Origin of the sequence: Pandoraea sp. LA3 (assembly GCF_022696215.1) — a bacterium.
Lineage (GTDB): Bacteria > Pseudomonadota > Gammaproteobacteria > Burkholderiales > Burkholderiaceae > Pandoraea > Pandoraea capi.
Window position 1 is genome coordinate 417926 of the sequence record NZ_PTPY01000038.1, and the last position, 22003, is coordinate 439928.

Sequence of the window (22003 nt, forward strand, 5' to 3'; positions counted from 1 at the left end):
GACCGCCAGCCCGTTTCCATCACGCCCCTTGCGCCATTGCGCACCGGGGGTGTTATATTGCGCGGAACGTCAACGCTATGGCCCTCACAGGGGCCTCGCCCGCATGAGCGACATGCCCGAAAGCGAACGCCTCAAACGTCCTGCAAGCCGTATCGGTCTGGCAGACGACACTGCCCGTACCCCAGGCTCCGGCACGCCGGACCAGACACTCAATGGCCTTTTGGCTGCCGTCGGTCAGGCGGATCGCGAGGCGTTCGCCGAGCTTTACCGGACAACGTCCTCCCGCCTGTTCGGCGTGATTCTTCGCATGGTTCGCGACCGTGCCGAAGCGGAGGATCTGCTCCAGGAAGTGTTCGTCAACATATGGCGACGGGCGGAGGCCTTCGATCCCGCCCGCGGCAACGCCATGACGTGGCTTGTCGCGACGGCGCGCAACCGCACCATCGACCGCCTGCGAGAGCATCGCGAAGGCGCGCTCGACGAATCGGATGCCCTCGCCATCCCATCCGAAGACCCCACACCCGCAGCACTTGCCGAAGCCAGCGAGGAACGCCGGCGTCTCGAACAATGCATGCAGGGACTTGAGCCGCAACAGCGCGGTGTCGTGCGCGAAGCGTTCTTCAGCGGTGCGTCGTACAGTGAACTGGCGAACCGCCTGAGCGTTCCCCTGGGAACCTTGAAAAGCTGGATCCGGCGCAGCCTGATGCAGTTGAAGGTGTGCCTCGACCGATGAATACACCCGCCAACCAAGACGACGATCTGCGCTGCGCGGAATATGCGCTCGGCGTACTGGATGCTGCCGAGCGTCGCGAGCTGGAACAGGCTGCCAGCACCTCCCCGCAGATCCGGACGAGCCTCGACCAGTGGCAGCAACGCATCGCCCCGCTCGTCGACGATGTGTCCCCCGTCACCCCTGCCCCCCGCGTATGGCTGCGGATTCAGCGCGACCTCGGTTTCCCCGCCAATGCAGGGGCGAAGCCGGCCACCCCGGCGTCGCTCTGGGACAGCCTGAATCTGTGGCGCTGGCTGGGCATCGGTGCGAGCGTGGCGACGCTCGTGCTGGTCGCCGTCAACGTCAATACGCTGACCGAACGTACGAAACCGGGTGGCCCGGCACCGGCCGCGACCAGCGCTTATCTGGTAGCAACGCTCGCCCGGCAGGATGGCGTCGCCCACTGGACGGCGACGGTCGACACGCGCCGGTCCAGCATGGTCGTCGTGCCCGCCGTCAAACCGACGATCGATGCCGGCAAGGCGACGGAGCTCTGGCTGATTCCCAAGGATGCCAAGCCGATCCCGCTCGGCGTCTTTGCCGCCGATCAGCCCGCTTCGATGACGCTGCCGCCGGAAATCCTCGCGCAGATCAACAGCAATGCCGTGCTCGCCGTGTCCATCGAACCGCCGGGGGGATCGCCTACCGGCCAGCCGACGGGGCCGGTGGTCGCCACAGGGGCCGTTCGCCCGGCCTGAGGGCCGCTATCGTCTGATCGCATGGCCGCCTGATCGTCTGGCAGTCCTCGCATATCCCGCCCCGACAGGGCTGTCCACTCCCCGGACAGCCCTTTTTTCATCCTGCCCCGAAAAATTTCACCGGATCGTGCATCCGATAGCCTGTGCCGTCCGTATAGCGCGATATCACCTCCCGAACGCTCCCCGAATCCGCCTACGGAGTCCGCATGAGCATCGCCGTCGTTACCGCTATCGCGTTTGTCGGAATGAGTCTCGCGCTCAGTGCCGCCTGGGTCTATCAATGGCGCACGCAAAACGCCGGGATGGTCGACCCGGTTTGGGCGGGTGCGCTGGGCGGTGTCGCGGTACTGGCAGCTTGCGCGGGTACTGGCGACTCGCTCAACCGGACGTTCGTGGGCGTGGCTGGCGGCCTTTGGGGGCTGCGGCTCGCCGTGCATCTCTGGCGCCGCAACTACGGCAAGCCGGAAGACGCCCGTTACCGCAAGTTCCGCGAGCAATGGGCCGACGCCGCCGGGCGCAACCTCTTCTGGTTCTTTCAGTTGCAGGGTGTGATCGCGATGTTGCTTGCCATCGCGTTTTTCATACCGGCATTCAATCCGAAGCCGCCGTCGCTTGTCGCGATCGCCATTGCCACGCTCATCTGGCTGGCGGCGGTCGCCGGCGAAGCGTCGGCCGACCGGCAATTAAGGCGATTTGCCGCTGACAGCCAACACCGCGGACAGGTCTGTCAGACCGGCTGGTGGCGATATTCGCGTCATCCCAACTACTTCTTCGAATGCCTGCACTGGTGCGCGTATTTGGCGCTGGCGATCGGCACCCCCGGCACACCCGCCGCGTGGCTGACGCTGTTTCCCCCGCTGCTCATGGCATGGCTGCTCCTCAAGGTCTCGGGCATTCCCCTGCTCGAAGCCCATCTGATGCAGTCGCGTCCCGCTTACCGGACTTACCGACAAACCACCAGCGTCCTCATCCCCTGGCCGCCGAAGAAGATGGCCTCCTCGTCGTCAGCGTCCTCATCTTCTTCATCTTCCTGATGCCGAATACCACACCCCGAGTCCGCCCCATGACCACCTCGCTCTCACCACCGCCGACCACCGGCCTGCCCGTTCCACACGAGACCGGCCTGATTCGTCTGTGCGAGTTGGGCCTCGTGCCGGACCTCGTCCTGCGCGCAGGCATGCGGGCCCTGATGCGACAGCGTCTGCACGAAGCCCATGCGCACGACGCCCGCCGTGCCGCGGCATCGCTCGCCACCCTGGTCGAGGAGTTGCGTGCCAGCCCGATCGCCGTCGAAACGCAGGCCGCCAACACGCAGCACTACGAGGTGCCGAGCGAATTCTTCGCGGAACACCTCGGCCCGGCAATGAAGTACTCCTGCTGCTATTACCCCACCGGCAACGAGTCGTTGGCGCAAGCCGAGCAAGCCATGCTCGCGCTCTACGCCGAGCGTGCCGGCATTCGGGACGGCCAGCGCATTCTCGATCTCGGCTGCGGCTGGGGATCGCTATCGCTTTGGCTGGCCGCGCGCTTTCCGTCCGCCCAGATCGTCGGGCTCTCGAACTCGCACGGCCAGCGCCGCTTTATCGAAGCCGCAGCGGCGCGGCGTGGCATCCGGAATCTGCGCGTGGTGACGGGCAACGTCGCCGACTTCGAATTCGATGGCGACGTGGCCGCCGGCTTCGACCGCGTTCTGTCCATCGAAATGTTCGAGCACATGAAGAACTACGGCGCACTGCTCGCCAAGATCGCCCGCTGGCTCCATGACGACGGCAAGCTGTTCGTACACATCTTCGCTCACCACCACGTCGCCTATCACTTCCGTAACGACGATGGCAGCGACTGGATGTCGCGGCACTTCTTCACCGGCGGCACCATGCCGAGCGCCGATCTGCTGCTGTACTTTCAGGACGATCTGCGCATCGCCAACCTATGGTGGCTTGACGGCCGGCATTACGCCCGCACGGCCAACGACTGGCTGCAATCACTCGACGCGTCACGTCCGCAAACCCTGCCGATGCTTCAGGACGGCTACGGCACGAAAGCGCGCATTCAATTCCAGCGCTGGCGCATGTTCTACATGGCCGTCGCCGAACTGTTCGGCTATGCAAACGGTCGCGAATGGGGCGTCGGCCATTACCTGTTCGAAAAGCACCTCGCACGTGGCCTGTCCCGGGGTTCCGACACCACGGACACCACCGATGCTTCCTTTCCCGATGCGAGGCCGCAATGACCACCACTGACATGCCGAGGGCCCCCGGGCAGCGCGTCGCGGTCGTCGGCGCAGGCATTGCAGGACTCGCCACCGCCTACTTCCTCGCCCGCAAGCATCGCGTCACGGTGTTCGAGTCGAGCAGTTACGCGGGCGGGCACACGAATACCGTCGACGTCACGCTAGACGGTGTCACCGCCCCGGTCGACACCGGTTTTCTGGTCTTCAACGATCGGACCTATCCCAATCTGATCGCCTTGTTCGACGAACTCGGCGTACGCGCCAACGCGAGCGAGATGTCGTTCTCGGTATCGGTCGATGGCGGTCTGCTGGAATGGGCCGGCACCAATCTGAACACGGTTTTCGCGCAGCGCAGCAATCTCTACTCGCCAAGCTTTCTGGGCATGCTGCGCGACGTGCTGCGCTTCAATGCGAGCGCCGAGCAACATCTGCAAAGCGCCATGCGCGAGCGTCAGTCCGTCGGTGACCTCCTGATGGCGAACGGCTACGGCCAGCCCTTTCAGCATCACTATCTGCTGCCGATGGCCGCCGCCATCTGGTCGAGCCGCGCGGCGGACATCCTGCAATTTCCCGCTGCCACGTTCCTGCGGTTCTGTCTGAACCACGCGCTACTTCAGATCCGCCACCGTCCGCAGTGGAAAACGGTCGAGGGCGGCGGACGGGAGTATGTGCGACGCATCACGGCAACGCTCGACGACGTTCGCCTGCGCACACCGGTGCGTCAGGTGCGCCGTGAACGTGACGGCGTGATCCTCGTGTACGGGAACGGTTTGCAGGAGCGCTTCGACGCGGTCGTGCTCGCCGGTCATGCCCCCGACAACCTGCGACTGCTCGACGATGCGTCGCCGGACGAGCGCAAGGTGCTTGGCGCGATCCGCTGCCAGCCCAACATGGCGGTGCTTCACACCGACCCGAAGCTGCTGCCCGTGCGGCGCCGCGTCTGGTCGGCATGGAATTACGTCAGTCAGACGAGCCACGCCCGGCATGCCGAGCAGCCTGTATGTGTCAGCTACCTGATCAACCAGCTTCAGGCGCTACCGTTCCGCTCGCCGGTCATCGTCACGCTTAACCCGGTCAACGAACCTGCACCGCACACCGTATTAGGACGCTACGCCTACGATCACCCGCTGCTCGATCTGGCCGCCGTGGACGCGCAATCGCATCTGCCCGCACTGCAAGGTCGTCATCGCACCTGGTTCGCCGGGGCCTGGACCGGCTACGGGTTTCATGAAGACGGCCTCAAGTCGGCGCTGCGTGTCGCCGACGACTTCGGCGTGTTGCCGCCGTGGGCAAAGCTATGACCGCAGACGTCGACGCCCGCACACCTGCCGTCTGGCTGCTACGCGGCCACGTGATGCACGAGCGGTTGCATCCGGTCGGTCATGCCTTCGTCTATCCGATGTTTCAGGTCGCGTGTGATCTCGACCAGACCGAAACGTCGCGAACGGCCTGGTTCGCATGGGATCGATGGCGCGCCCTGAGCCTGAAATCGTCGGATTACGGCCCGCATGACGGCAGTGCGTTGCTGCCGTGGATCCGGGCACGGCTGGCCGAAGCCGGCATCCCCGCGGACGGCACGATCTGGTTGCAGACCGTACCGCGCATGGCGGGGTATGCCTTTAACCCGGTGAGCTTCTGGTACTGCCATGACCGCGAAGGCCAGTTGCGCGCGCTGTATGCCGACGTGCGCAATACCTTTGGCCAGCATCACGGGTATCTACTGGGGACCGAGGATCACGGACCGATTCGTGGCGATACCCGGCTGGTGTGCCGCAAGGCGTTCCACGTCTCCCCGTTCTGCGATGTCGAGGGGCAGTACGAGTTTCGTATCCGGCGTGAGGGCACGTTGTGGTCGGTCACCATCGATTACCGGGTCGGCGACGCGATCCGCCTGCGCACCGCCATCGCCATGCAGGCCGAACCCTTTACCGGCAAACGCGTGATGCGTGCGGTCATCGCCCAGCCGCTCAATGCGATCAACGTCGTGCTGCGGATTCACTGGCAAGCCCTGCGCCTCTGGTGCAAAGGCGTGCCGTTCTTCGGCAAGACCCCGCCGTCCTTGTCTGCAACGTCACCGAACCCCACTGCCCCCTCCGACCGGGAGATTCGCTCATGATTCCGCTTCGTCTGCTCTCGCCCCACGCTGTCGTGCCGCTCAGCGCAAGAGGATTTCTCGCGCTCCTGCGTCGCATTCGTGTGGGGCATCTGACGCTCGTCGCGCCCGATGGCACCCGTCATCTCTTCGGCGATCCGCATGCGCAACCGGGCGCCACATTACAGGTCCATGACTGGCGTGCCTGCCGTCGCATCTTGCAGTCCGGCGACATCGGCTTTGCCGAGGCCTACCGCATGGGGTGGGTCGACTCGCCCGATCTCGTGACGCTGCTTCGCCTGGCGGTGCGCAACCTGTCATGGGTCTCCGACACCGTCACCGGCTCGCCACTCGCGCGCGTCTGGTATCACCTGCGGCATTGCCTGCGCCGCAACACCCGCACCGGCAGCCGACGCAACATTCATGCGCACTACGACATCGGCAATGACTTTTACGGCCTATGGCTGGACTCGACGTGGACGTATTCGAGCGGACTGTTTGAAGGCGATGCCAACCGCTCGCTGGCGGCCGCCCAGCATGCGAAGTACCAGCGCATCATCGACACGCTTGAGTTGCGTCCTGGCGACCGCGTGCTGGAGATCGGCTGCGGCTGGGGCGGTTTCGCACTGCACGCCGCGCGCCTCGGCATCAGCGTTCATGGCGTGACCATCTCACGTGCGCAATACACCCTGGCCAAGGCGCGTATCGATGCGGCGGGCCTCGCGGATCTCGCGCAGGTGTCGCTGACCGACTACCGAGACGTGCACGGGCAATTCACCGCCATCGTCTCCATCGAAATGTTCGAAGCCGTGGGGGAAGCGTACTGGCCAACGTTCTTCGACACGCTCAAATATCGCCTGATGCCCGGTGGCCGCGCGCTCATCCAGTCGATCACCATCGACGACAACGCTTTCGCGGCGTACCGCCTGTCGAGCGACTTCATCCGCGAGTTCATCTTCCCGGGCGGCATGCTGCCAAGCGCGGAGCGATTCATCAGCGCTGCGCAGGCGTGCGGCCTGAACGTGACCGAGACGCTGAGCTTCGGGTTGGATTACGCGAGAACGCTGCAACACTGGAATGCGGCCTTCGAAGCCCAACTCGATGCCGTGCGCGCGCAAGGTTTCGACGACACCTTTATCCGCACGTGGCAGCTATACCTTCAGTACTGTGAAGCGGCGTTTGCCGAGCAGCGTATCGGTGTGAAGCATTTCGTCGTCACGCACGCCGTTTGACGCACAGCAACATGACCGATATGCGCCACATCGTCGAAAGGATGACAAAGATGCGTATTTAAGCCAGAATTTCCCCGGCTCGCCCGGTTGGGTCTTAAGTGTTTTGGCGTGCCAAGTCACGATGCACCGACCAACTCAGCTGAAGGCTCAAGAAATGTCACATCCTGTCTTTCTCGAGAGTCCGCCGTGGCCGCGCATGCCGGAGGGCCGTAAGGGCGAACTGAAGACGTATTTTTCCGCCGATGGCCCGTCGCTGGAAGCGAACGCCTATCTCCCGCTGTTCTGGCGGGTGCTGTTTTCTGCCGAAGATATTCACTTCGCCTACGTCATCGATGACTTCGATCCCGACGACGACGCGGTCGAAATCGAGGAGTTTCTGGAATCGTCTTCTCCCGACGAAAAAGACGCTCGTTATCCCTATCTGGTCACCACCCGGTCGCTCGCCCTCGAACGCGCAGCCCGACGGCGCGACAATGTCATTCAAGTGCTCGGCGAACGCTATCGCCCGATCTTCGATGCCTTCGTCGACTACATTTCGAGCGCTTATGGCGGCTTTGTCCTCGTTCGCACGAGCGGCCTGCCCGATGTGACCGACGCCACCGGATGGCTGACGACCGAGCTTGAGCAGGTGGCCACGGTCGATCACGGAACCCATCTGCCGGACGCCCTCGCCAAGGAAGTCGACGACCTGAAGCGCGCTGCCGATAGCGATGCCGTCTGGCGAGCGACCGGCACCGGCAATCCTCGCGCGGACGTCAATCCGTGGCCGAGTCAGGCGCTCATAGCGGCGTTTCCCGCATGCGCGCCACGCGCCCGTGCCGCAACGTCGAATCGTCAGCCGACGGCGAACAAGCCTCGGTACCGAACGCCCAACACGCTGGACAAAGCGCTCGAATGGGTCGCGATCTTCGTCTTTGCCGGTGTCGCCGTCGGCACCTGGGCGGCGACACGTTCCGTTTGGAAAGCCGTAGTCGCCACGGCGGTCGTCACCGCGGTCATGGCGTGGCTGCTGGTACGCGTGCGACGCAGCGACTGAGCGTTTGTGGCGGAGCGCCGATCCCGGCGCTCACGTCATCTCCGGCACGGCAGTCATTGCGCGCCGATCAACCCGTCCAGCCCTTTGAGCAGCGCCAGACGCGCGGCCGGTTCGCTGTTCGCCTGCGCTTTACGGCATGCTTTACCGGCCGCCGATTTTCCTGACGGACAAACCGCCGCGATTAGTCCCTGTTCCGCGCTCACGAATGCCCGCCATCTTTCGTTCGACGTCCGCACGATATTTCGGGACGACGTTGGCAAACGACGCTTGACGCGGCGAGCGGCCGAATCAATCTCTGACGACTTCACCGCTTTGGCCGCGAGCGGCGGGACCTCTCCCGAGGCCGCATACCCAAGATCCGCGGCATAGCGCGTGAGCGTCTGTGCCCGGCGTTTGGTCAGCATCATCACATCGTTCGCGTTCATTGGGGCATACATCGTGCCGCGCGTGGTCGCGTAGACCGCGCCGATGAGCGCCAGATCCGCATCCCGGCTGGCAAGCCATGCGCGCTGCGCGGCCAGCAACGCCGGTCTCGACGACGCCGGCAATTCGTCCTGCAATGTCCGATAACTCGCGTTGAGGCGGGCGTCCCACGCGTGCGTGGCGTCGACGATGCATTCGTCCTGCCCGCCGGTGGACTGCTTGTCGGACGCGTCAAGGCAGCGCGTGAGTGTCTGATCGATATCGGCAGCCATTGTGGCGGTGGGCGGCTCGGCAGCGGCGACCGGAAGCGTCACGCTCAACATCAACGTCGCCAGGCATTGCATGAGGGGGCGAATCATCATAGCTGTCATCCATGCAGGGAATATGGGAGTCAAACAGTTGCCGCAACAAAAATCAAGGGCGCCTGCCTATCCCCCAAATGAATGATGCCGCGCGGCGGCATCGTCGCTTATCTTTCGATCCAAACAGATTCAAACAATGAACAGGGGGAAATCATGGCACATGGACTCGCGGCCTGTCGCCGCACGCGGTCTGTCATCTGCAAGGCCAGTCTCATCAGCATGCTATTTGCCACGGGGGGCGCGTACGCCGCCGATGGCGCATGGGTCGTCACCAACACCGGATGCAAGGTCTGGTCGAACGACCCCGCCAATCCCGAGGTCACCTGGACGGCAACGTGGACGGGGCCGTGCAAGAACGGCATTGCCAACGGTCAGGGCACAGAGGAGTGGTTCCGGAACGGCGTGTTCGATCAGCGGCTGGAAGGCACGCTGACGAACGGCGTGCGAACCGGGACCGGCACCTACACGTGGGCCGGCGGCAATCGCTACGAGGGGCCCTTCGTCGACGATGCCCGCACCGGAAAAGGCAAATTCTTCTGGACGAACGGCGACACCTACGAGGGCGACTTCATTGCCGGCAAACGCACGGGCAAAGGCGTCTACATCTGGGCGGACGGCAAACGGTATGAAGGCGATAACGTCGATGGCCAGATCACCGGCCAGGGATTCCAGATTGAGCCCAACGGCAACACGTATCGCGGCGAATGGCAGAACAACACCTTCCACGGCACGGGCATCATCACCTTCGCGTCGGACGGCTCCGTGCGGGCGGGTCAATTCGTCAACGGCAGGATTTTCGAAGGCACGGACAGCAAGGCGGACGGCACGCTGGTGGCGACCTACAGCAACGGCGTACGTAGCCGTGCCAGCACGTCAAGCGACAGCGACAGCTCGGGTGTGATCTCTTTCGTGGCCGGGCTGCTTGGGGCTGCGGCACAAGGCGTCGCGAGTGGCGGCGGACGCAACGCCGCGCAGTATCAGGCCGTCGCCACGGCGCTTCAGGCAGCGTCAGGGTCGCCAGGCGGCTCTCCCTCGGGTGCGGCAATGCCTTCGGCGCAACCGTCCGGCGGATACAGCGGCGCGGCGAGCGCTGGCAATGCCGGCGGCAGCACCCCCAGCGGCCTCGCTGGACGCAAGACGACACCGGCCATCAGCGGTTGCGTCGATCAGGTTCGCATTCCACGCGGCGCCAAAGGTTACGTCGGCTGGTATGCCGTCGAAACCGGGCTGACCAACAAGTGCGGCTACACGATCAACGTGGCATGGTGCGTCACCGGCCTGACGAACAAGGATGGAAACGACGCCGCCCGTTGCGAGAATCAGTACTCCGGATTGTTCGGCATTTCCGCCGGCGAACAGATATCCATGCACGTCGACCGGTTCGGCACCTTGGTGACACTCGTCTGCAAGGATCCCGCCATGCCGCTGAACATTCAATGGAATGGCACCCGGTTCACCGGGCAATGCTATCTCCCGCCGGGTCAGTCCTGATTTCCATGGACGTAATTAAAATTATCTGAATAACCAACCAATGATTATTTAATTTACTTTTCCAAAATAAGCAAAACAAATATCAAAACATAATCACCAAATCCCTGAAAATTCAATTGTGTTTAATTGAATTAAATAATAGTCTTGAACCCAATTCTGAGGCTGGTGATTCGCATGACTTTCGTCATCGAACGGAACATGCGAGTGCCAAATGCACGGGACGGGAGTTTCGGGACATGTCACGACGCAAACGGATCACGCATCAAGACACTTCGACCGGCACGTCAACGCGCATCGCCGCGACGGCACCGTCCGGCGATCGCCGCAAGTTCATGTGGTGGGCCGGTGCCGCCCTCGGTATCTCCGTCGCGGTCGGCGGCGCGATGTCATGGGCGATGACGCGTAGCGACGCACCCCGTCAACAGGACACCAGGATCGTTATCGGTGATGGCATCCGTGGCCCTGAAGGCATGGCCTGGATTCCCGGTGGGCAGTTCCTGATGGGCAGTGACAGCCGCATGGCGCAAGCCAACGAAAAGCCTGCGCACCCCGCACGCGTGCATGGCTTCTGGATGGACGAACACCACGTCACGAACGCGCAGTTCCGTCGTTTCGTCGACGCGACCGGCTACGTCACGACCGCCGAGCGCAAACCCGATTGGGAGACGCTCCGGGTGCAATTGCCGCCGGGCACGCCACGCCCGCCCGAGAGTGCGCTGGTGGCCGGCGCCATGGTGTTCGTCGGCACCGACAAACCGGTGCCATTGCAGGACTATTCTCGCTGGTGGCGCTTCGTACCCGGCGCCGACTGGCGCCATCCGAACGGACCGGGCAGTACGCTCGCGGGCAAGGACAACCATCCGGTCGTACAGGTCTCGTACGAGGACGCTCAGGCGTATGCGAAGTGGGCCGGCAAACGTCTTCCGACGGAAGCCGAGTGGGAGTTTGCCGCGCGCGGTGGCCTCGAACAGGCGACTTACGCGTGGGGCGAGACCTTCGCGCCGAACGGCAAACAGATGGCCAATGTCTGGGAAGGCGGACAACCTCAGCCGTTCCCGGTCGTCAATCCGAAAGCCGGTGGCGCCGTCGGCACGAGCCCGGTAGGCACCTTCCCGCCAAACGGTTACGGCCTGTCCGACATGACAGGCAATGCATGGCAATGGGTTGCCGACTGGTACCGCGCTGACCAGTTCCGGCGCGAGGCCGCCGTGAGCAAGCTCGCCGACAACCCGACCGGCCCCGCCGACTCGTGGGATCCGGCTGACCCCGGCGTTCCGGTACAGGCGCCCAAGCGCGTCACGCGAGGCGGCTCGTTCCTGTGCAACGAGACGTATTGCCTGAGCTATCGCCCGAGCGCACGCCGCGGAACAGATCCCTTCAACAGCATGTCGCATCTGGGCTTTCGCCTCGTCATGGACGAAAGCGCCTGGCAGGCGGCACGGCGCGCCGCACAGAACACGCTCGCGTCCAACAACGCACCATCGCATTGACGTTTCGTGCGCTTCGTGCGCTTACCCTTGAAGTCATCATCACGAATCATCACGACAAACGAGGATGAGGGATGAAGAGATTCGCTCTGCGCGACACGCTCACCGTCTTGCTCGCTGCGCTGGTCATTTCGCTCACCGCTTGCACCACAGCGTCGGGCCCGAGCGCACCGAATCCGCTGTCAGCCACACCACCGACGACGTCTGCGACGAAGGTCGTCGACGCCCTGCCCTCATGGCGAGACACCGCTGCAAAGCAGACGATCGTGCGCTTTGTGTCCGAGGTCACCCGTGAAGGATCGCCGAATTATGTCGCGCCCGTCGAGCGCATCGCCGTGTTCGATAACGATGGCACGTTGTGGAGCGAACAGCCGCTGTACTTCCAGTTGATCTTCATGATCGATCAGGTGAAGGCACAGGCGGCGTCGCACCCTGAATGGAAGCGCAACCCGGCATTCCGCGCTCTGATGGCCGGCGATACGGCGGCACTCAGCGCACAGAAAAAGCCGCTGCTGCAATTGCTCGCGCAGGCGAACAGCGGCATGAGCGTCGAGGACTACGACAAGCGCATCGATGCATGGCTCGCCTCGGCCCGGCACCCCACGCTGCATCGCCCCTATCCCTCACTGGTGTTCCAGCCGCAGCTCGAATTGCTCGCTTACCTGCGTGAGAACGGCTTCAAGACCTACATCGTCTCCGGGGGAACGACGCAGTTCATGCGAGCGTGGGTCGAGCGCATCTATGGCGTGCCGCCAGAACAGGTCGTCGGCACCGATGAAGGCGTGAAGTACGACAGCCGCGAAGCGCAGGGGCAACTCGTTCGCTTGCCGAAGATCGACTTCGTCGACGATGGCCCCGGCAAACCCGTCGGCATCTATCGGCGTATCGGCCGCAAACCCATTCTTGCGTTCGGTAACTCCGACGGCGATCTTCAAATGCTCGAATACACGACCACCGGGAATGGCCCCCATCTGGCGCTGCTCGTGCATCACGACGATGCAGTGCGCGAGTTCGCCTACGACCGCAAGTCGAAGATCGGCACGCTCGACCGGGCGTGGGACGCCGCCGTCGCCCGGGGCTGGACCATCGTGAGCATGCGGGACGACTGGGCGACGGTGTTTCCTGCCACATCGGCAGCGTCGCAATGACGAGGAAAACCGTTGCCCTGACCGGCGTAGGGGGCACATCAGCGTCGCGCCAGCGTCGTCATGACGCCACAGCCCCGGCCGTGACCACGGCGCCGTCGATCGCCTGGCCTGCACTACTGCTGGCGCTCTCGGGTGCATCGGCCCTCGTTTTTCAGATGCTGTGGATCCGGCAACTCTCGATCGTCGTGGGCGTGGAAGTGCATGCCGTGTCGATTGCCATCAGCGCCTTCTTCGGCGGACTGGCCTACGGCGGCTGGTATTTCGGACGCCGCGCCGATGCCGTCGTCAATCCCATGCGGCTTTATGCTGTGCTCGAAGCCGCCGTTGCGTTGAGCGCCATCGCCAGCACCCTGATCCTTCCCCACGCGGCTGCACCGTTTGTCTGGCTCGAAACGCATCTCGGGATCGTCGCCTGGGCGCTGCCTTTCCTGCTCGCGGGACTACCCGCCGTCTTCATGGGCGGCACACTTCCGGTACTCATGCGCTCGCGCGGCGCCATCGAAGGCCATATCGGGCGTGTCGGCGCGCGACTCTATGCGGCCAACACCATTGGCGCGGTCATTGGCGTGCTGGCCGTGCCGTTCTGGCTGATTCCATCGCTCGGCATTCAGGGGGCCGCGTTTACCGCAGCCGCAGTGAATGTGCTGCTCGCCGTGGCGGCGATCGTCGCCTCGCGCCGTGCATCGGCGACATTGCCGTTCACGCCGCTCAGGATCGAGAGCGACGTTCTGCCAGCCGCCAGCGAAGCCTTGGTGGCGCGACGTCGCGGTGCGCTGGCCGTTTGGCTCTACGCCGCGGCCGGTGGCGTGGCGCTCGGTTATGAAGTGATGTGGTCACAGGCCATCGTTCAGTTCGTGAGCACGCGCGCGTTCGCTTTCGCCATCGTGCTGGCGACCTATCTGTGTGGCCTGACGCTGGGCAGCGCGCTCGTGTCACACCGTGTGGAGCGGTCGAGAGATCCCTGGGGTGTCTTTGCGACGTTAATCGTGGGCGCGGGCGTCGCCGCTGTCGTCACCCTCTACGGACTCGGCGACTGGATCTTCAATGCGCAGGCCGGACTGGCGAGCATCGTTTATGCGGCGACGCAGAGCACCACGCTCGCGATGTGCGCCCGCTTTCTGGTCGCGGGCCTCGGCATCGTCTTCGTTCCCACGCTGCTGTTGGGCGCGGCTTTCCCGTACGTACTGCGACTGGCGGTCGATGCCGGATATGTCGGACGGGGTGTCGGACGCGTCGTCGCGCTGAACACCGCGGGCGGCATTGTGGGCTCGCTGGTCACGGGCTTCTGGCTGGTACCGTCGCTTGGTCTGGTACGAACGCTCGGCGTACTGGCAGGCACGGCATGCGTTATTGCGTTGGTCGCCATCTGGGGTGGCACCGGCGCAGGAGGCGTGGCACGTTGGACGGTCATCGCGCTGAGCGCATTGCTAGGTGTGGCAACGATGGCGACACCGCCCCAACGCCTCGCCACGCTCCTCACCGAAGCGCGCGGCGGCGAGCTACGGTTCTATGAGGAAAGCCGCGGGGCGACAGTCGCGGTACTACGTCAGTCGTCGGGCACTCACCGGTTCGACCGTCTCTACATTCAGGGCGTATCGAACTCGGGGGACGCCATGACATCGTTGCGCTACATGCGGCTTCAGGCGCTACTACCGCTCGTGGTCGGACGGACATCGCCGCAAAGCGCGCTGGTCATCGGGCTGGGCACCGGCATTACGGCCGGGGCCTTGCTGCAATATCCGGGGCTGACGCAACGCGTGAGCGCCGAACTGCTGCCGGCCGTGGTGCGGGCGTCGTCGCATTTCAAAGGCAACTACGCCGTGGCCGACGACAAGCGCATGGACATTCGGGTGCGCGACGGACGCCGTGAATTGCTACGTAGCCAAGACCGCTACGATCTGATTACGCTCGAACCACCGCCACCCAGCGCGGCGGGCGTCGCCAATCTCTACTCCACCGATTTCTACCGGCTCGCGTCGTCGCGGTTGCGCGACGGCGGTGTCGTGGCGCAATGGCTGCCATTGCCCACGCAGAACGAAGCCGAGACGAAAGCGCTCATCGCCAGCTTCATCGCGGTGTTCCCGCACGCCAGCCTCTGGACCACCGAATTGCACGAGATGCTGCTGGTCGGTGGATCGTCCCCCCTGGTGCTGGACGCCAGGTCGATTCGTCAGCGTTTCACGCAACCGGGTGTTGCCCAGGCACTCAGCGAGGTCGGCATCGACTCGGCAGGGGCATTGCTGGCGACGTGGATCACCGATCGCTCCGGGCTTGCCTATTACGTAGAAGACATCGCGCCGGTGACCGACGATCGCCCCGGCATCGAATATGCACCTTGGGTCGGGCGCGAGGCGTTTGCGCCAACGCTGCGTCATCTACTGGCCTTGCAGAGCGATCCGCCCGTGGTTGGCGCCGACGATGCGCTCAACGATGAACTCGTTCGCTCGCGAGGCGCATTGCGGGCGTTCTACGGGGCGTCGCTGGCAGCGCTGGATGGCGATCGTGACACCTGGGCACGCCAGATGTCACTCGCCATGCAACTGGACGGCGACAACCCCTACTTCCGCTGGTTTGCCGGTGGACGAAACGCCAATGACGTTCGCCAATGACGCTTGAGATCATCGATATGTCGCCATCGCGCCGACCATCCGACGTTACAGGCGCTCGCCTGCGGTCGTCACTGACGCTCAGCGCCGCACTTGTGGTCATCGTCACGGCCACCACCCCGCCGGCCAGCGCGACGGAAGGCGCGCTTGGGCGTCCGGTCAGCGGCACGGGGGTGCAACCCAATGCGGGCGTTGTTTCCCCGGAACCGATCTGGGCAGTCAACGTGGCAGAAATCTATTTCGATGGAAGTATCGGCGGCAGCCGTCAGGTGCCGATTGCAGGCAAGACATCGCTGGGGCTGGACGGTGAACTGTCGTTCACCCTCGCCACCCTGATGAAGACGTGGAATACCGGCACGGGGGCATGGAATTTCGCGTCGAGCTTCACCCTGCCATATCTCTGGACGAAGACGACCGCCACACTCAGCGGTGCCCGGGGCGGCAGCGCAAGCACGTCGCAGAACGCCTCGAATCTGTTCGACATCACCTTCACGCCGATCATCGCGGGTTATCACTTCTCGAAGACCGACCACATATCGTTCTCGGTGGCGATCTGGGCACCGACCGGACGCTACGATCCCAATGCCCTCGCGAACCCCAGCCTGAACAACTGGACATTCATCCCCCAAGTCGCCTACACCAAGTTCGTGCCAGCCTACGATCTGGAGTTCGACGTGATCGCCGGGGTGCAGTTCTATACCCGCAATACCGCCACGGATTATCAGAACGCCCCGCTATTTACTCTCGACGTCATGGGGCTTAAGAAGTTTTCGAACGGGCTGGGCGTCGGGCTGGTCATTGGAACGACCCAGCAGTTGGGCAGCGACAGCGGCCCCACGGCCGACCGGTTGAACGGATTCCGCGGACACGACTTCGCGCTGGGGCCGATCGTCACGTACGACACCCGGCTCGACGGCAAACACCCGTTGTCGCTCTCGGCACGGTGGGTGCCCACCGTTACCGCGACCAATCGCCTCAAGAGCACGAAGACCTTCATGGCGACGGCCACGCTCATATTCTGAGCGTGGCCGTCGCCCTCATCCCGACACCCCGTCAACTGAATCGCAAGGATTGTTCGCTGACGCGGTTTTCCACGTTGTGCGTCATGCCCAGCAGCCCATTGAGCCCCTTCGTATCGCTCGTCGACCGGACGTTCGAGTTGATGATGAAGCGCCCTTCGCGATAAGCGGGGTCGTGGTGAATGCGGTGCATGTCGCGCTCGGCTTCGGCAACCCGTGGCGTGTCGTTCAATTGTCGCGACAGGCTGACGTCTGCCGACAGCAGGTTCACGGTGTCGACGTGGGCGCCCCACTCCCAATACAGTTGCGGCGCGGCGGTGAGGTCGCGTTGCGCGAGCACTTCCCCTGCGAACTCGCCGAGCACCTGCTTTTCGGTCGCCACGGAGGCGTCTGGCGTCTTGGCGTGGCGCGCCCCAAAGAACTTCTTCGACTTGTCATCCGCAAACCCCTGAAAGTCGGCCGACAGCGCACCCACGAACGACGCCGGATCGTTGTACGTCGTCACCGCGCAGCTCGTGGGCAGTTGCTTGCCGTCGACCAGAATGCGGTTGGTCGCACGGGTCTCGCCACATTTGAAGAAGTCCGCCGAACCGGCGCCGACGCGGCCTGCCACCAATTGTGAGAACGCCGATACATGCTCGCCGATCGCGTGAGTCGCCGCCCCGGCCGTGGCCTGCGCCAGATGATCGGTGACAAGACCGCTGAAGGTTGCCACCGTGCCGTCCACACTGGCTTTGAACGTGTGGGCGTCGGCCGTCTTCACTGTCTGCAACGTGCCGGAGAGATCCCGGTAGTTCGTCGCGCCGATCTTCATCTGGCCGGACAGCCGCAGATTGGGACCGACGCTGAACTGACCGGCCGTCAGCCCGACGCCGCCGTTCACGCTGCCGGTCGTGGTGTGTGTCGGGCCGGTGATCTCGAAGCGTCCGACCGAGATCCGGTCGCCGAAGGCCTGATACGCCGACTTGACCAGCGAGCCCTGATCTTCTTTGTTGCCGGGGCGCGGGAGTGCCCCGCTGCCGTCATTGCCGGCATTGCCGCCACCGGCCACGTCCAGCAACAACGCCACGAGCTTCGCCTTCTGCTCCGCCAGATCACGGTCGCCGCCCACGCCGCCCGAGAGATGGCGCGGGAAGCCGAAGACCGCACCTTCGTAATGCACGTCTTCATACGCCTGCTGAAGATCCGCACCTGCCGAAGCCGACACCTTGAACTCCTCAGTGGCCGCGAGGCGCGGACCAATCGAGCCGCCTGCGCCGCCTTGCCCCTGCTTTACCGTCGCAACGCCCATGCGGAGGTAGCTGCGGTCCGTGCCAACACCCGACTCGAACGTCACGTAGCGCTTGCGCCCGCCGCCCAGATCGATGCGCACCGAGCCGGTACCGGCGGTGAGAATGCCGGAGATGATTTCGGAGACGCCGCGCGTGGTGCCTTGCGTGAATCCTCCGTTGGTCATCGAGAAGCCAGAGCCAAGCTCCTCGCCGCGCACCATATCGGACAGCACCTTGGCGACGTCTTCTCGTGTTGCCCCCTTCATTGAGGGCGTGTCGACGCCCGGCAACGCGTTGTGCGCCGCAAGGCCGTAGCCCTGCGCGAACATCGTCCAGTCGGGTTGTCCTTTCTGTGCAGTTCCGGAGGGCTTGCCCGCATGGGCCGCCATGGCGGCCTCGTCCGCCGGACCGCCGGCATCCCCCGCCCATTGCAACAAGGCCGCGGGCGTCATGCGTCGGCCTTCCTCGTCGAGCATCGTGGCAACGCGCTGCGCCAGCGCGTCGCCGGTCACCGCGCTGCCGCTCGCCTCCTGACGAATCATGCCCAGTGCGCCGGCGCGTGCGGCGTCCCGCATCTGGGGCGTCGGTTCGTCGCCACGCGCGTATCGCGGCAGCAGCACCGTATTCGCCTTGACGGCCTGCAACAGCGCGAGCCTGACGACACCGCGAAGCGTCGCATCGTCCGGCGACGACGTTGCCGTCTTGCCGTCTGCGTCCAGCAACGGGCGACGCCCCGGACCCCCGCTTTGCTTCAGTGCGTCCTCAAGCACGTCGATCATGTCCTTGACGGCGCGTCCCTCATGGATGCCACCCTTGTGCGACAGACCGAAGCCGACGTTACGTCCGTCCGGTGAGATGACGGCGTTGTAGGCGTGATAAGGACTCTTGCCCTGATGCAGTCCAAAGCGCTTGAGCAACGATGTCAGCATGTTGCTTGCCCCGCTGCCGCCACTGCGTAATGCACGGTCGACGTGCTTGCCGCAACTCTTGGCGGCACGCGACTCCACGCGATGGAATTCGCTGGGCGTGCCGTCGGCATTGCGCCGCGCGTCGGTCACCATGCCCCCGCGCACCATCTGGACGGCAAACGCACAGCCGTGCTGCTGGGTAACGGCGGGATCGAGTTCGTCGTGCAACGCGAGCAACGCCTTTTCGGCCAGCGTCAGGGTGACGCCTGCCGGTGTCGCCGTCCCGGCGCGCCCGGGCCAGGCTTCGGCATCGCCTGTGCCACGCGCGGCGCGCACGGCCGTGGCGATCGCGCCTTGTCCATAGATCGCCGCCGGGTCCACGCGGTCGCTGCCGCTGGCACGCGCCACCTCGGAAGCCGCACGCAGATAGGCCAGCACCCGACCGCCCTGCGCTTCGGTCAGTGCAGCAGGTCGGCCATCGCCACCTTCACCGTGAGACGTCACCTTGTGCAGCAGCGACAACCCGAGACCGCCATCGACGCTCGCCAGCTTCGCCGCAAACTGCCAGCCCATCTTGTTGGCCGGCGACGCGCGCTGGAAGTCGGGTGACGGATGAAGAATGTCGTCGATCACGTGCAAGTCCCGCAGACCACTCACGGCATCGACAGCCTTGTCGGCTGACGGGAACGTGAGCGCCAGCGACTTGGCCAGCACGGCCGTTTCCGCATGGCTTAGTTGTGCCGTCTCACGAATCTCGCCGAACGTAGCGCTCAGACGCTGCTTCTCGGCGGGCGTCCCCTGAAAATGCCGGTCGAGCACGCGCGACAACTCTGCCGGGGAATCCAGCTTCGCGAGCGCGCCGCTCGGTTTCGCTTCCGGCCGTGCGCCTGCCAGCGCGGCATCGGCCATCTGGGCTGCCAGCGTTCGGGGCACGGGGGGCGCGTCCTGCCCTTCATTGCGCACCACACTCTGCATCTTCGGTCGTGCCGACGAGGTGATCGTGTGAAACGGGGTAATCGACTTGCTGGTTTGCGAGATGCCGAAACCGTGTTTGTAAGCCCCCGTCTGCATCTGCGACTTGATGCGACTCAACTGCGCGCGCATGCCGCCTTTGCCCTTGCCGGGCGCCGCCGCGTCGTCTGGCGTGGCTCGCGTCGCTTGCCGCCGTTCGTTCAGGCCGCTTAGCCCCGACAGCGACGGCGAGTTCTCGCGGGTATTCCCCTCCACGGCAGGCGCCGACTGGGATGCAGACTTGCTGTCGCTCGGCGCAGCGGTGTGACCGGTCAGAAAGCTGCTGCCCGGCTTCCTCAGTTCGAAACTCACGATTGCCTCCGTATGAGGGCTTGCGCCGCGACGCCCGACAGGCGTCGCGGAGACTTCAGGGGAAAAACAGCGTCAGAGATACCGACGACCCGGCGCGATCACTCGGCACGCGCGGCTTCCGCCTCGGCGCGCACGGTGGCGGCGCTCAGCGGTTGCTCTGCGTTCGGATTGATGAGGTGCTTCTCGTAGAAGGCAGGCGTGAGCACCTTCTCTTCGAAGTCGCGCACCTTGGCCCGCGATCCCGAGATGACGTTCTCGTAGGTGTGGTTCAGGATGTTCTCGCGCGCTTGCGGCGACAACTGCCCCAGGACCTCGGTGTACATCTTCTTCGTCTCGTTCCACTTTTCGGTGCTGGCCGGTGCAAGCGTGTCCGAGCCGAAGCAGATGCGCGTGCTGTTCTTCTCCAGGAACTCGACCCACGCCGCCTTCGTCTCGGGATTGTTGATCTGCTTCGCGACTTCGCTCCACGAGATGTCGATGAACACGTTCGGGCACTTCGCTAGCAAGTCCGTGAGCAAGTCCAGATGCTGCTTGCCTTGCTGCACGAACCGGCCAAGACCGCCGCCGTGCGCCCAGATGATGTTGGTGTCCTTGAGGCGCGGATCCGAGAACAACTGACGCAGGCCTTCAAAGTTCGCCGGCGCACGGTCCGGCGCATGCTCGTGCTGTGCGTCGGCAATCTGTGCGTGCAGATTGTCGATGTCGCAGTGCAGCACGACCGGCATGCCGACCACCCCGGCCATCTCCAGCAGATTCGTCAGCCCCTTCAGCCCATTACCGCGATTTTGCGTGTTGGACTGCCCGCGCTGCCCGGCATACATGTCCTCGACGAGTTCCTTGTGGACCGTGATTTCGCCAATGCCGGTGAACGTCCCCTTGTTGTGGTACAGCTCCGTGAGCAGCTTGGTGCCGCCACGCAGATCGCCGAGATTCATCCCGGTAATCATCGGATCGAGTCGACTGCGCTCGGCATCGGTCAGGCCCGCCTTGGCAATCTCGCTGGCCAGATGGCTGTTCACCGCCGTATCGAGATACAGCTCGCCGCGCTGGACGATCTCGTCGATCAGCCCCGGATTCTTCTTGAAATCGTCGATGGACAGCGGCTTGCCGCCGTTACGCGCCATTTCGCGCGCCTGAATGTCCTTCGGCACGTAGTAAGACTCCAGGCCGCAATCGTGCAGCGCATCGCTGCCATGGTCGTGACCGCCCACCGCGCTCGTACCGCCTTCACGCACGAACGCCGACGGATTGATGGCCTGCCGGTTGTCTTCCAGAATTTGCAGCGACGTCGGAATCTTCATCATCGTCGTCGACCGAATCCCGATCTCGTCCATCATCGTCAGCATCTGGCGGGGCATGAGCCCTTGCTGAACGTAGTTGGTCGGATGCATATGGCTATCGGTATGCGGCTCGTTGCCCATGGCGTTCGGCATCACGAACTGCGGCGGGCCGAAGTGATTCCCCTTGACTGCCGTGCCGTCCGGCAACGTCATGCCGGAAGCGGGCAATGCTGTCGCCACGAGACGATCCGGACGCACGCTGCCGTCGCCGAACTTCTTTTGCGGCAGCACGATCTGACGCGGCCCCGCGCTTTTCGCCGAGGAGGATAGCCCGCTTGTCAGGCGCTTTTTCAGGCCAGCCAGACGGCCGTCCTTCGATGGCGCCGTGGGCGTAGGGTGCTGCGTGGTCGATGCGCCAGCCGACGTAGATCCCGCGTCGGGGCTATGCGTGGCAAGACGGGTATCGCGAGGGCTCAGTGCTGTCTTTTTCATGGAATGTCTCGGTCACAGAATCTTCTGGTTTTTCATGCCTGCGAAACCAATGTATCGATTCTCAACTCGCTCGCTGCACAGCAATCCGAAGCTTTTGCGCACGACACGAACGGCGACCGGTATTGGGGCGAGA

At 64.1% G+C, this 22003-nt stretch carries 16 protein-coding genes; 13 read left to right on the forward strand and 3 right to left on the reverse strand.

The window, feature by feature from the left end; all coding sequences use genetic code 11:
* Positions 1-103: 103 nt before the first annotated feature.
* From C5N93_RS24345 to C5N93_RS24380, 8 genes are all read left to right on the forward strand, one after another.
* Entirely contained in the window at positions 104-733 is a 630-nt protein-coding gene (locus C5N93_RS24345; RefSeq protein WP_242561258.1) for a sigma-70 family RNA polymerase sigma factor, read from the forward strand.
* Entirely contained in the window at positions 730-1470 is a 741-nt protein-coding gene (locus C5N93_RS24350) for an anti-sigma factor (RefSeq protein WP_242561259.1), read from the forward strand. Before C5N93_RS24345 ends, C5N93_RS24350 begins: the two co-directional genes overlap by 4 nt.
* Before the next feature lie 206 nt (positions 1471-1676).
* A complete protein-coding gene (locus C5N93_RS24355; protein WP_242561260.1) occupies positions 1677-2504 on the forward strand; it encodes a DUF1295 domain-containing protein in 828 nt (275 codons plus the stop codon).
* 29 nt (positions 2505-2533) lie between these two features.
* Complete coding sequence (locus tag C5N93_RS24360; RefSeq protein ID WP_242561261.1) at positions 2534-3700, forward strand: cyclopropane-fatty-acyl-phospholipid synthase family protein; 1167 nt, start codon at positions 2534-2536, stop codon at positions 3698-3700.
* Entirely contained in the window at positions 3697-5001 is a 1305-nt protein-coding gene (locus C5N93_RS24365) for an FAD-dependent oxidoreductase (protein ID WP_242561262.1), read from the forward strand. Before C5N93_RS24360 ends, C5N93_RS24365 begins: the two co-directional genes overlap by 4 nt.
* Positions 4998-5816, forward strand: a complete 819-nt coding sequence (locus C5N93_RS24370; RefSeq protein ID WP_242561263.1) for a DUF1365 domain-containing protein — start codon at positions 4998-5000, stop codon at positions 5814-5816. The genes C5N93_RS24365 and C5N93_RS24370 overlap by 4 nt, the downstream gene beginning before the upstream one ends.
* A complete protein-coding gene (locus C5N93_RS24375; protein WP_150720138.1) occupies positions 5813-7024 on the forward strand; it encodes a cyclopropane-fatty-acyl-phospholipid synthase family protein in 1212 nt (403 codons plus the stop codon). Before C5N93_RS24370 ends, C5N93_RS24375 begins: the two co-directional genes overlap by 4 nt.
* Before the next feature lie 154 nt (positions 7025-7178).
* Positions 7179-8060: a hypothetical protein gene (locus C5N93_RS24380; protein ID WP_242561264.1), complete on the forward strand. Its 882-nt coding sequence runs from the start codon at positions 7179-7181 to the stop codon at positions 8058-8060.
* A gap of 53 nt (positions 8061-8113) precedes the next feature.
* On the opposite strand, the gene C5N93_RS24385 is transcribed toward C5N93_RS24380, so the two are convergent.
* On the reverse strand, positions 8114-8845 hold the full coding sequence (locus C5N93_RS24385; protein WP_242561265.1) for a lysozyme inhibitor LprI family protein: 732 nt from the start codon (positions 8843-8845) through the stop codon (positions 8114-8116).
* A 219-nt stretch (positions 8846-9064) separates the two neighbouring features.
* Here C5N93_RS24385 and C5N93_RS24390 point away from each other — a divergent pair, with 219 nt between their 5' ends.
* From C5N93_RS24390 to C5N93_RS24410, 5 genes are all read left to right on the forward strand, one after another.
* On the forward strand, positions 9065-10336 hold the full coding sequence (locus tag C5N93_RS24390; RefSeq protein WP_242561266.1) for a hypothetical protein: 1272 nt from the start codon (positions 9065-9067) through the stop codon (positions 10334-10336).
* Between the two features lie 383 nt (positions 10337-10719).
* A complete protein-coding gene (locus tag C5N93_RS24395) occupies positions 10720-11826 on the forward strand; it encodes a formylglycine-generating enzyme family protein (RefSeq protein ID WP_242561406.1) in 1107 nt (368 codons plus the stop codon).
* A gap of 71 nt (positions 11827-11897) precedes the next feature.
* Positions 11898-12971 carry an HAD family hydrolase gene (locus tag C5N93_RS24400; RefSeq protein WP_242561267.1) on the forward strand — a complete coding sequence of 358 codons (1074 nt, stop codon included), beginning with the start codon at positions 11898-11900 and terminating at the stop codon, positions 12969-12971.
* Complete coding sequence (locus tag C5N93_RS24405) at positions 12968-15580, forward strand: fused MFS/spermidine synthase (RefSeq protein WP_242561268.1); 2613 nt, start codon at positions 12968-12970, stop codon at positions 15578-15580. The genes C5N93_RS24400 and C5N93_RS24405 overlap by 4 nt, the downstream gene beginning before the upstream one ends.
* Positions 15577-16599 carry a transporter gene (locus tag C5N93_RS24410; RefSeq protein WP_242561269.1) on the forward strand — a complete coding sequence of 341 codons (1023 nt, stop codon included), beginning with the start codon at positions 15577-15579 and terminating at the stop codon, positions 16597-16599. The genes C5N93_RS24405 and C5N93_RS24410 overlap by 4 nt, the downstream gene beginning before the upstream one ends.
* Before the next feature lie 31 nt (positions 16600-16630).
* Here the strand turns inward: C5N93_RS24410 and C5N93_RS24415 are convergent, their stop codons facing one another.
* Both C5N93_RS24415 and C5N93_RS24420 read right to left on the reverse strand, forming a co-directional pair.
* Positions 16631-20098: a hypothetical protein gene (locus C5N93_RS24415; RefSeq protein ID WP_242561270.1), complete on the reverse strand. Its 3468-nt coding sequence runs from the start codon at positions 20096-20098 to the stop codon at positions 16631-16633.
* Between the two features lie 98 nt (positions 20099-20196).
* Positions 20197-21870: an amidohydrolase family protein gene (locus C5N93_RS24420; RefSeq protein ID WP_242561271.1), complete on the reverse strand. Its 1674-nt coding sequence runs from the start codon at positions 21868-21870 to the stop codon at positions 20197-20199.
* Between the last annotated feature and the right edge of the window lie 133 nt (positions 21871-22003).

What these genes read in the sequence shown, in the direction of transcription:
- C5N93_RS24395 (WP_242561406.1), top strand. Translation starts at nt 10,720, where the DNA reads ATGTCATGGGCGATGACGCGTAGCGACGCACCCCGTCAACAGGACACC.
- C5N93_RS24370 (WP_242561263.1), top strand. Translation starts at nt 4,998, where the DNA reads ATGACCGCAGACGTCGACGCCCGCACACCTGCCGTCTGGCTGCTACGC.
- C5N93_RS24355 (WP_242561260.1), top strand. Translation starts at nt 1,677, where the DNA reads ATGAGCATCGCCGTCGTTACCGCTATCGCGTTTGTCGGAATGAGTCTC.
- C5N93_RS24400 (WP_242561267.1), top strand. Translation starts at nt 11,898, where the DNA reads ATGAAGAGATTCGCTCTGCGCGACACGCTCACCGTCTTGCTCGCTGCG.
- C5N93_RS24410 (WP_242561269.1), top strand. Translation starts at nt 15,577, where the DNA reads ATGACGCTTGAGATCATCGATATGTCGCCATCGCGCCGACCATCCGAC.
- C5N93_RS24345 (WP_242561258.1), top strand. Translation starts at nt 104, where the DNA reads ATGAGCGACATGCCCGAAAGCGAACGCCTCAAACGTCCTGCAAGCCGT.
- C5N93_RS24375 (WP_150720138.1), top strand. Translation starts at nt 5,813, where the DNA reads ATGATTCCGCTTCGTCTGCTCTCGCCCCACGCTGTCGTGCCGCTCAGC.
- C5N93_RS24360 (WP_242561261.1), top strand. Translation starts at nt 2,534, where the DNA reads ATGACCACCTCGCTCTCACCACCGCCGACCACCGGCCTGCCCGTTCCA.
- C5N93_RS24350 (WP_242561259.1), top strand. Translation starts at nt 730, where the DNA reads ATGAATACACCCGCCAACCAAGACGACGATCTGCGCTGCGCGGAATAT.
- C5N93_RS24390 (WP_242561266.1), top strand. Translation starts at nt 9,065, where the DNA reads ATGCTATTTGCCACGGGGGGCGCGTACGCCGCCGATGGCGCATGGGTC.
- C5N93_RS24380 (WP_242561264.1), top strand. Translation starts at nt 7,179, where the DNA reads ATGTCACATCCTGTCTTTCTCGAGAGTCCGCCGTGGCCGCGCATGCCG.
- C5N93_RS24385 (WP_242561265.1), bottom strand. Translation starts at nt 8,845, where the DNA reads ATGATGATTCGCCCCCTCATGCAATGCCTGGCGACGTTGATGTTGAGC.
- C5N93_RS24405 (WP_242561268.1), top strand. Translation starts at nt 12,968, where the DNA reads ATGACGAGGAAAACCGTTGCCCTGACCGGCGTAGGGGGCACATCAGCG.
- C5N93_RS24420 (WP_242561271.1), bottom strand. Translation starts at nt 21,870, where the DNA reads ATGAAAAAGACAGCACTGAGCCCTCGCGATACCCGTCTTGCCACGCAT.
- C5N93_RS24365 (WP_242561262.1), top strand. Translation starts at nt 3,697, where the DNA reads ATGACCACCACTGACATGCCGAGGGCCCCCGGGCAGCGCGTCGCGGTC.